This window comes from uncultured Vibrio sp. (assembly GCF_947488985.1).
Taxonomy (GTDB): domain Bacteria; phylum Pseudomonadota; class Gammaproteobacteria; order Enterobacterales; family Vibrionaceae; genus Vibrio.
Genome location: NZ_CANLBV010000136.1, coordinates 1 through 6,164 on the forward strand (window position 1 = coordinate 1; position 6,164 = coordinate 6,164).

Annotated in this window: 7 protein-coding genes; 2 read left to right on the forward strand and 5 right to left on the reverse strand. The window is 39.0% G+C overall.

The annotated features are described in order from the left end of the window. Positions 1 to 188: 188 nt before the first annotated feature. Complete coding sequence (locus Q1A70_RS18345) at positions 189 to 512, forward strand: DUF6516 family protein (protein ID WP_299695235.1); 324 nt, start codon at positions 189 to 191, stop codon at positions 510 to 512. Between the two features lie 90 nt (positions 513 to 602). Further along, the gene (locus tag Q1A70_RS18350) at positions 603 to 986 is read left to right on the forward strand and encodes a helix-turn-helix domain-containing protein (RefSeq protein ID WP_299695238.1); all 384 of its coding nucleotides are present in this window, start codon (positions 603 to 605) and stop codon (positions 984 to 986) included. 131 nt (positions 987 to 1,117) lie between these two features. Here Q1A70_RS18350 and Q1A70_RS18355 read toward each other — a convergent pair. From Q1A70_RS18355 to Q1A70_RS18375, 5 genes are all read right to left on the reverse strand, one after another. Beyond that, positions 1,118 to 2,295, reverse strand: a protein-coding gene (locus tag Q1A70_RS18355) for an IS3 family transposase (protein WP_299695241.1) whose coding sequence is annotated in 2 segments (ribosomal slippage) — positions 1,118 to 2,028 and positions 2,028 to 2,295 — 1,179 coding nt in all. Because the reading frame shifts where the segments join, the coding sequence is not laid out codon by codon here. Positions 2,296 to 2,474: 179 nt separating this feature from the next. After that, on the reverse strand, positions 2,475 to 2,816 hold the full coding sequence (locus tag Q1A70_RS18360; protein ID WP_299695245.1) for a hypothetical protein: 342 nt from the start codon (positions 2,814 to 2,816) through the stop codon (positions 2,475 to 2,477). A gap of 75 nt (positions 2,817 to 2,891) precedes the next feature. Then, positions 2,892 to 4,004 (reverse strand): hypothetical protein, encoded by a 1,113-nt coding sequence (locus Q1A70_RS18365; protein WP_299695248.1) that lies wholly within the window; start codon positions 4,002 to 4,004, stop codon positions 2,892 to 2,894. Between the two features lie 572 nt (positions 4,005 to 4,576). Then, complete coding sequence (locus Q1A70_RS18370; protein WP_299695252.1) at positions 4,577 to 5,311, reverse strand: hypothetical protein; 735 nt, start codon at positions 5,309 to 5,311, stop codon at positions 4,577 to 4,579. A 176-nt stretch (positions 5,312 to 5,487) separates the two neighbouring features. Beyond that, positions 5,488 to 6,164: IS5 family transposase (locus Q1A70_RS18375; RefSeq protein ID WP_299697509.1), on the reverse strand; the 677-nt coding region annotated here is incomplete at its 5' end.

Below are 6,164 nucleotides of genomic sequence, written 5' to 3' on the forward strand. Positions count from 1 at the left end.
TTTTACTTTTGACAAAGCAAATTATAACTTTTTACCATACTGTTCAAAAAACACTCACGAAAGATCAACACGCCCTAATCATTAGGATAATTTTTCAATAGACCTTTACGTATAGATGAATTATAGTTATACCCTAAGCATAACAAAGTATGTTAAGTACAACCCGCTGATATTTAAAAGATTTAACAATGGAAAAATCAGAATTAGTAGGGTTAGACGTACTGATTGATCTCCATGGAACAGAGTGTCACTTTGATGAGCCTGAAGGTTATTACTGGCGAATTGAAGCATGGAAAGTAGAGAAGACCAAAGACAGACCACATGGATTGTCTTATCGCCTTACACTGCATAATAACCATAACAAGCGGATAATGGGTTATGACAACGCTCATGAAGTAAAGGCCACTAAACGTCATAAGATTACTGGAGTAAAAAATCATACGATCATATGCATCGACACTCTTCAGATAAAGGGGTTCTATATGAGTTTGAATCTCCGGAGAAATTGGTAGAGGATTTTTTCATTTCAGTTGATGAGACCTTAAAACCTCTTAAAAAGAAAAAATCTTAGCTGTTATAAATTGCGTATACAGGGTTTAAATATGAAAGCACGTATTGGTGTCATGTCAGAAGAAATGCTACGTAAGCGTATGATCGCGATAGTAAAAGGTGAATATAAGCCTTCAAAAGATGAACCTAAAGTCTGGTTTACTTCGCTTAATGCTGTAGCTCAATTGCTCTGTGATGAAAATCAAAAATTACTTCAGGTTATTGATGAATACAGGCCAGAAACAATTACGGAGTTAGCTGAGCTTACAGGCCGTAAAAAACCCAACCTTTCAGATACGCTAAAAAAACTGGCTTCAAAAGGTTTTGTTAGACTGGAAAAGCAAGGCAAAACAGTTAGGCCTGTTGCTATCTTTACGAGTTGTGAAATTATTGTAGAGAATGCTTACGAATGTTCAGTTACAGAAGAGGCAGCTTAAGACTAAGAATGATGTGTACTGTTCTGGTCCAGCAAGACAACTTCCTCAGAGAAGAACGGCTCCCTATTGGGAGCCGTTCTTGCGTCTAAATCTGAGTTCGCACTAAAGTATTTAAGTTAATACTGTAGTGGTCAACTAAAATTGGCCACCGCTTTATAAGTTTCCCAGTACTGCCTCTCCGATTCATTCGGGGTTAGTCCACCATTGTACTGGTGCGGTCTAATCTGGCTGTAATATCTAATGATGTATCCAACAATACTTTTCCAAGCTTCGGATAAACTACTGTAGCCGCAAGCTGGTACCCATTCAGTTTTAAGACTTCTAAAGAAGCGTTCCATCGGACTGTTACCCCAACAATTTCCTCGACGAGATAGACTCTGTTTTATCTGGTATCGCCAGAGTGTTTGGCGGTATTTGCGACTCGTATAATGACTGCCTTGATCACTGTGGAATAACACATTAGAGGGCTTACCACGTGATTCATAGGCCATCTTAAGCGCCTTACTTGTCAGTTGGCTATCGGGGGAAAATGACATTGCCCAACCGATCGGTTTGCGTGCAAAGAGGTCGATTACAACGGCGAGATAACTCCACCGATTTCCTGTCCACACATACGTCACATCACCGACCCAGACCTGATTAGGGGCTGTCACAGCGAACTGTCTATCTAAATGATTCGGAATTTCAATGTGCTCCTGAGCAGCTTTGTTGTATCGGTGTTTAGGAAGTTGTCGACTAACTAGCTCCAGCTTTTTCATCAGCTTAGTCGCTCTGTAGCGAGAGAACTTGATACCCGAGTTCGTTATGATACTGGCAATGGTTCTAGCACCCGCAGAGCCATTGCTGACGCTGTGAGCTTCTTGAACTAGGGCACATAAGTGGCTCTCTTCTGCAGAGTAATTCTTGGGCCTTTTGCACCAATACTTAAAACTGCTTCGATGAATGCCGAACACTTTACACAGCTTTGCAACGCTGTAGCTCTGTTTGAGTTTCTCGATTATCGAGAATTGTTCAGTGAGTCGGACATCAACAGAGCAGTAGCCTTTTTTATGATTTCGTTGTGCTCTTCCAATTCAGCAATCCGCTTTTTAAGCTCACGTATTTCAACCTGTTCTGGGGTGAGCGGCGAAGCTTTCGGCGTGACACCTTGCCTCTCTTGCTTGAGCTGCCTTACCCACTTATCCATTGCTGATTTGCTTACGTTCATCGCCTTAGCTGCTTCAACAACGGTATAGCCTTGGTCAGTGACTAACTGAGCGGCTTCTAGCTTAAATTCGGGGCTGAAAGTTCTTCTTATACGTTTTGTCATAGTTTCACCTGTTGTGTACGAGGTGCATTCTAGCACCTCTAACTAGGTGGCCAAATTAACTATGCCACTACATTTTGCGACAGAACCCAAGAAAGTGAATTTAGATTCTATCATACCAATCAAGAGATTGGAGTGATGACCACTTTTAGTTCACTTCTATTTTTTATCCCTAGTTCAAGTTATTTAATTCTTGGACCAACGCCAATTCTATCGACCCTTGCACTTGCTCCTGTACTTCGACAGTTAAAATATAGAGGCTCACCTGTCAAATGAGATTGCTGTATAAACTTATATGCTACTTGACCACGCCAATCTTGAAAAGAATGATACTGTGTATAAAATTTATTTTGGTCATCCCAAAATGTAACATAATTATCTCCGGCATTAGCTGTTGAGTTATTTAATTGCATTGAAATAACTTTGTTAACTTGTTTTTCACCAACTGAGTCACAACCAGCAGTATTAGCTAAAGCAACTTGTGAAGCACTTAGTAATGCTAAAGTTAAGGCTATATTTTTCATCTTTATATTTCTCCTAAATTTCACTCTCTAAGTATGGATTATATATAATCAAATAAATCATAAACAATTAAACTCTTAATTCAGCAAAATAAACAGCGTCTCTTTAGGTAATGACTCACTAATTCTTATAACATTTATCTTACCATTTTCAACATAAGATACATAAGTCTTATTTAGACTGCCTGACACCATATCAAGGTCACTTATACCATCAATTTTCTGATCAAAAATGCTAGACCATGATTCCCCATTGAATGCTATGATATTAAGTTCAAAAGGACCGAAAGGACCATCCCCGCTCCTAAAAGAAGCATATGGAGTACCATCAAGACCGATTGTAACTCTATAATCATCACTAATTACTCCTGTGTTAAAGTCCCCTAGCTCCTCCCATACAGATGTAGCAGAGTTAAACTTCATAGAAGTACTGTTACCTACTATATAAGGAGCTCCATCATGATGAGATATAGCTAAATCGACACCTCTAACATTCTCAATTGTAAACTGATGTTTTCCTACAATTACCCACTCAGTGCCATTAAACCTCTTCACTGTTGCTGGTCCCAAACTTCCTGCGGATGATATTGGATCACTATAAGCTATATAGGGAAGATTAGATTGTGGGTCTAAAGTAAAACCTAAACGATGCATAGCCCCTGAACTCTCAAATGATCCCGCGGGTAACCATGAACTACCATCAAAACGTAATACTTGCTTTGATCCAGTATTGTAAGATGCGACCCATGGAACATCATCACTACCGATAGCTATCCTTATATGATATGAGCTAGAATACTCTTTAGCTATTGAGCCTATTTTTTCCCAAGAACTTCCATTTAAGCGCTTAACGATAGTTTCACCATCTTTAGTTGACCTATAGGCAACATAAGGAACTCTTGATGCTGATAATGTAAAATCAATGGTATGTGTATTATATCCAGGAGTATCATCTCCAATATCTACTAGCGACTCCCAAATGTAACCATTATATTTCTTTATTTTGGATTCATTTCCTTCTTGGTACAAAACATATGGATTATGATTTTCATCTAAAGCAATAACAGGACTAGATGCATTCCCAGAGTTTATACTCTTACCGATAAAATCAATAGAACCATATGCAGACAGTGAAAAAAATAATGATAAAAAAGCAATCACTTCTAACTTATTCTTAATATAAACAATCATATTTCATCAGCCTATGTAAACAAAAAATACTACATTTTATTTAAAATAAAACATACTTCACACTCCTAAACTTGAAGAGTTAGGAATAGGGTAAATTACATTGCTATCCCTCTTATATATGTTTACCTTTTTTTGGCAACAAGTTCAAATCACTTTAAAACTCTTTGTATCATATTATTAATAATATGTTAGCAAAGGTGATTAATGAAACATCAAGCATGTCAAGTATATTTTTCAATCGATGTGTACATGTAAATACTTAGAATCACATCACAAAAAACATCAACTTATAGCTAACTTTGTAACTACATTAGATCATAATTCAAATCAGTTTAATTAGTGACTACTCACCGCCCTTGATCGGCAGAAGATCATGGGTATGGATTGCCAGTTCAACCTCTTCTAAATAGTCAAATTGCCAATAGAAAGACATGTGAAAATCCGAAGTGTAGCGATACCATTTGATGCTTTTATGGAGGATTGAGCCTAGTACAGTAAAAGTTGCACGCTGGATTCTTAGGGAGACGGCTCTTGGCAACAAGATCCCCCCCCCACAAGAAAAACCCTCATAATCAATCACTTAACAACAAAACCTGATATGCTTCTTTGTTGATCAAACCCAATATTGCATCTCGGTTATAACTACCTTCTGGCGAAAAGAAAGTATCAATGTCATCTTTACCCGTGTTATGATCAATTACTCTTGTAAAGGCAAGATGTGAGGAAACATTATATTTATCAGTACACCTTACATCACCTAAGTTATTATCAACAACTCGCTTAAGTGAATCATTTAATCTTCCCTTCATAGTTGATGCATTACTTTGGGAATAACCTAAGAACATCTCATGATAAGTATTGTGAACAGATGTATTTTGTATTGCCACAGCCCATAACGAAACACCTAGGTAGCTTCCACCCTCAGAGTTTCCCTCTGAAAAGCCACTCCCAAGATGATAACTAACATTTTCAATCAATCGATCTTTATGCGTGATAGCCATATACTGTTTTGTTTGTTTATCATGAGGCAGAGCATCAACCATGGCTTTTACTACTTCATTAGCATACTTTCCGTCTTTCAATGCTTGAGAGCCTACTGGTAAATTAAAACCATCCACGTCACCTATTGCAACAGTAATACCTTTACCCTTCTGTGCATCTGTTAGAAAGTCTGGTGCCCCACTTTGGAGTTCCCTTGGCAACATTACACATGAAGCCAAGGCCAACCCTGATATATTTAAATCATAATCATGTACAACCATCGCAAAGGAGGCATAACTATGTACACTAAATAACATCAATGTCATTGTTAATAACCTAGTTATCATTCATTCCTCCAGTCCTTAAAGGGTTACCTCTTTAGTATTACTCCCCCCTCCAATAATTGCAACTAGTTTAACTTCAACTTGGCACCTAAGGTCATCTAGAGCTTTGTTGCATAATTAAACTTATAGATAGAGCACTCCCCCGTTTCGTGTATTTCTTAGTTCATACGACAAGTTTCAGGCATACCTAGGCTAGTAAGTTTATTTAACGCTTTGATCATGGCGTAAGTTTCACCAACTTGTGCATTGTAGTTTCGCAGACTTAACTTCCCACCCAGTAGCTGCTTCACTCGATACATGGCTGTTTCAGATAGCGAGCGTTTGTGGTAACCGTATTTTTGTTTCCATTTCTTGTTTGAACCATACAGTTTTTGGCAACCAACAGCTCGATTACGAGGGTGTCCCTGTTCCCAAAAGGCAGCACCATCACGCGGAGGAATGAGAGGAACGGCCTTCCTTACACGAATGGATCTGTGGCATTCCCGAGTGTCGTAAGCACCATCTCCAGAGATTTCTTTAATGGTGCGACGAGTTTGCTTGAGTAGATTAGGCAACACTTCTGCATCTGTCACGCCTGATAAGGTCAGTTCGGCTGCGATGATCTCATGAGTATCAGTATCGACTGCAAGATGGAGTTTACGCCAAACTCGACGCTTGCCATCGGTTCCATGCTTTTTTACCTTCCACTCGCCCTCTCCGTATACCTTGAGTCCCGTCGCATCAATGGCGAGGTGTTGGATAGTGCCCCTCGTAGAGGTTTTGAAGCAAACCTCCACATCCTTAGCTCGGCGGCTTATGCAAGTATAGTGAGGACAAACCAAGGGTATATTTGCCA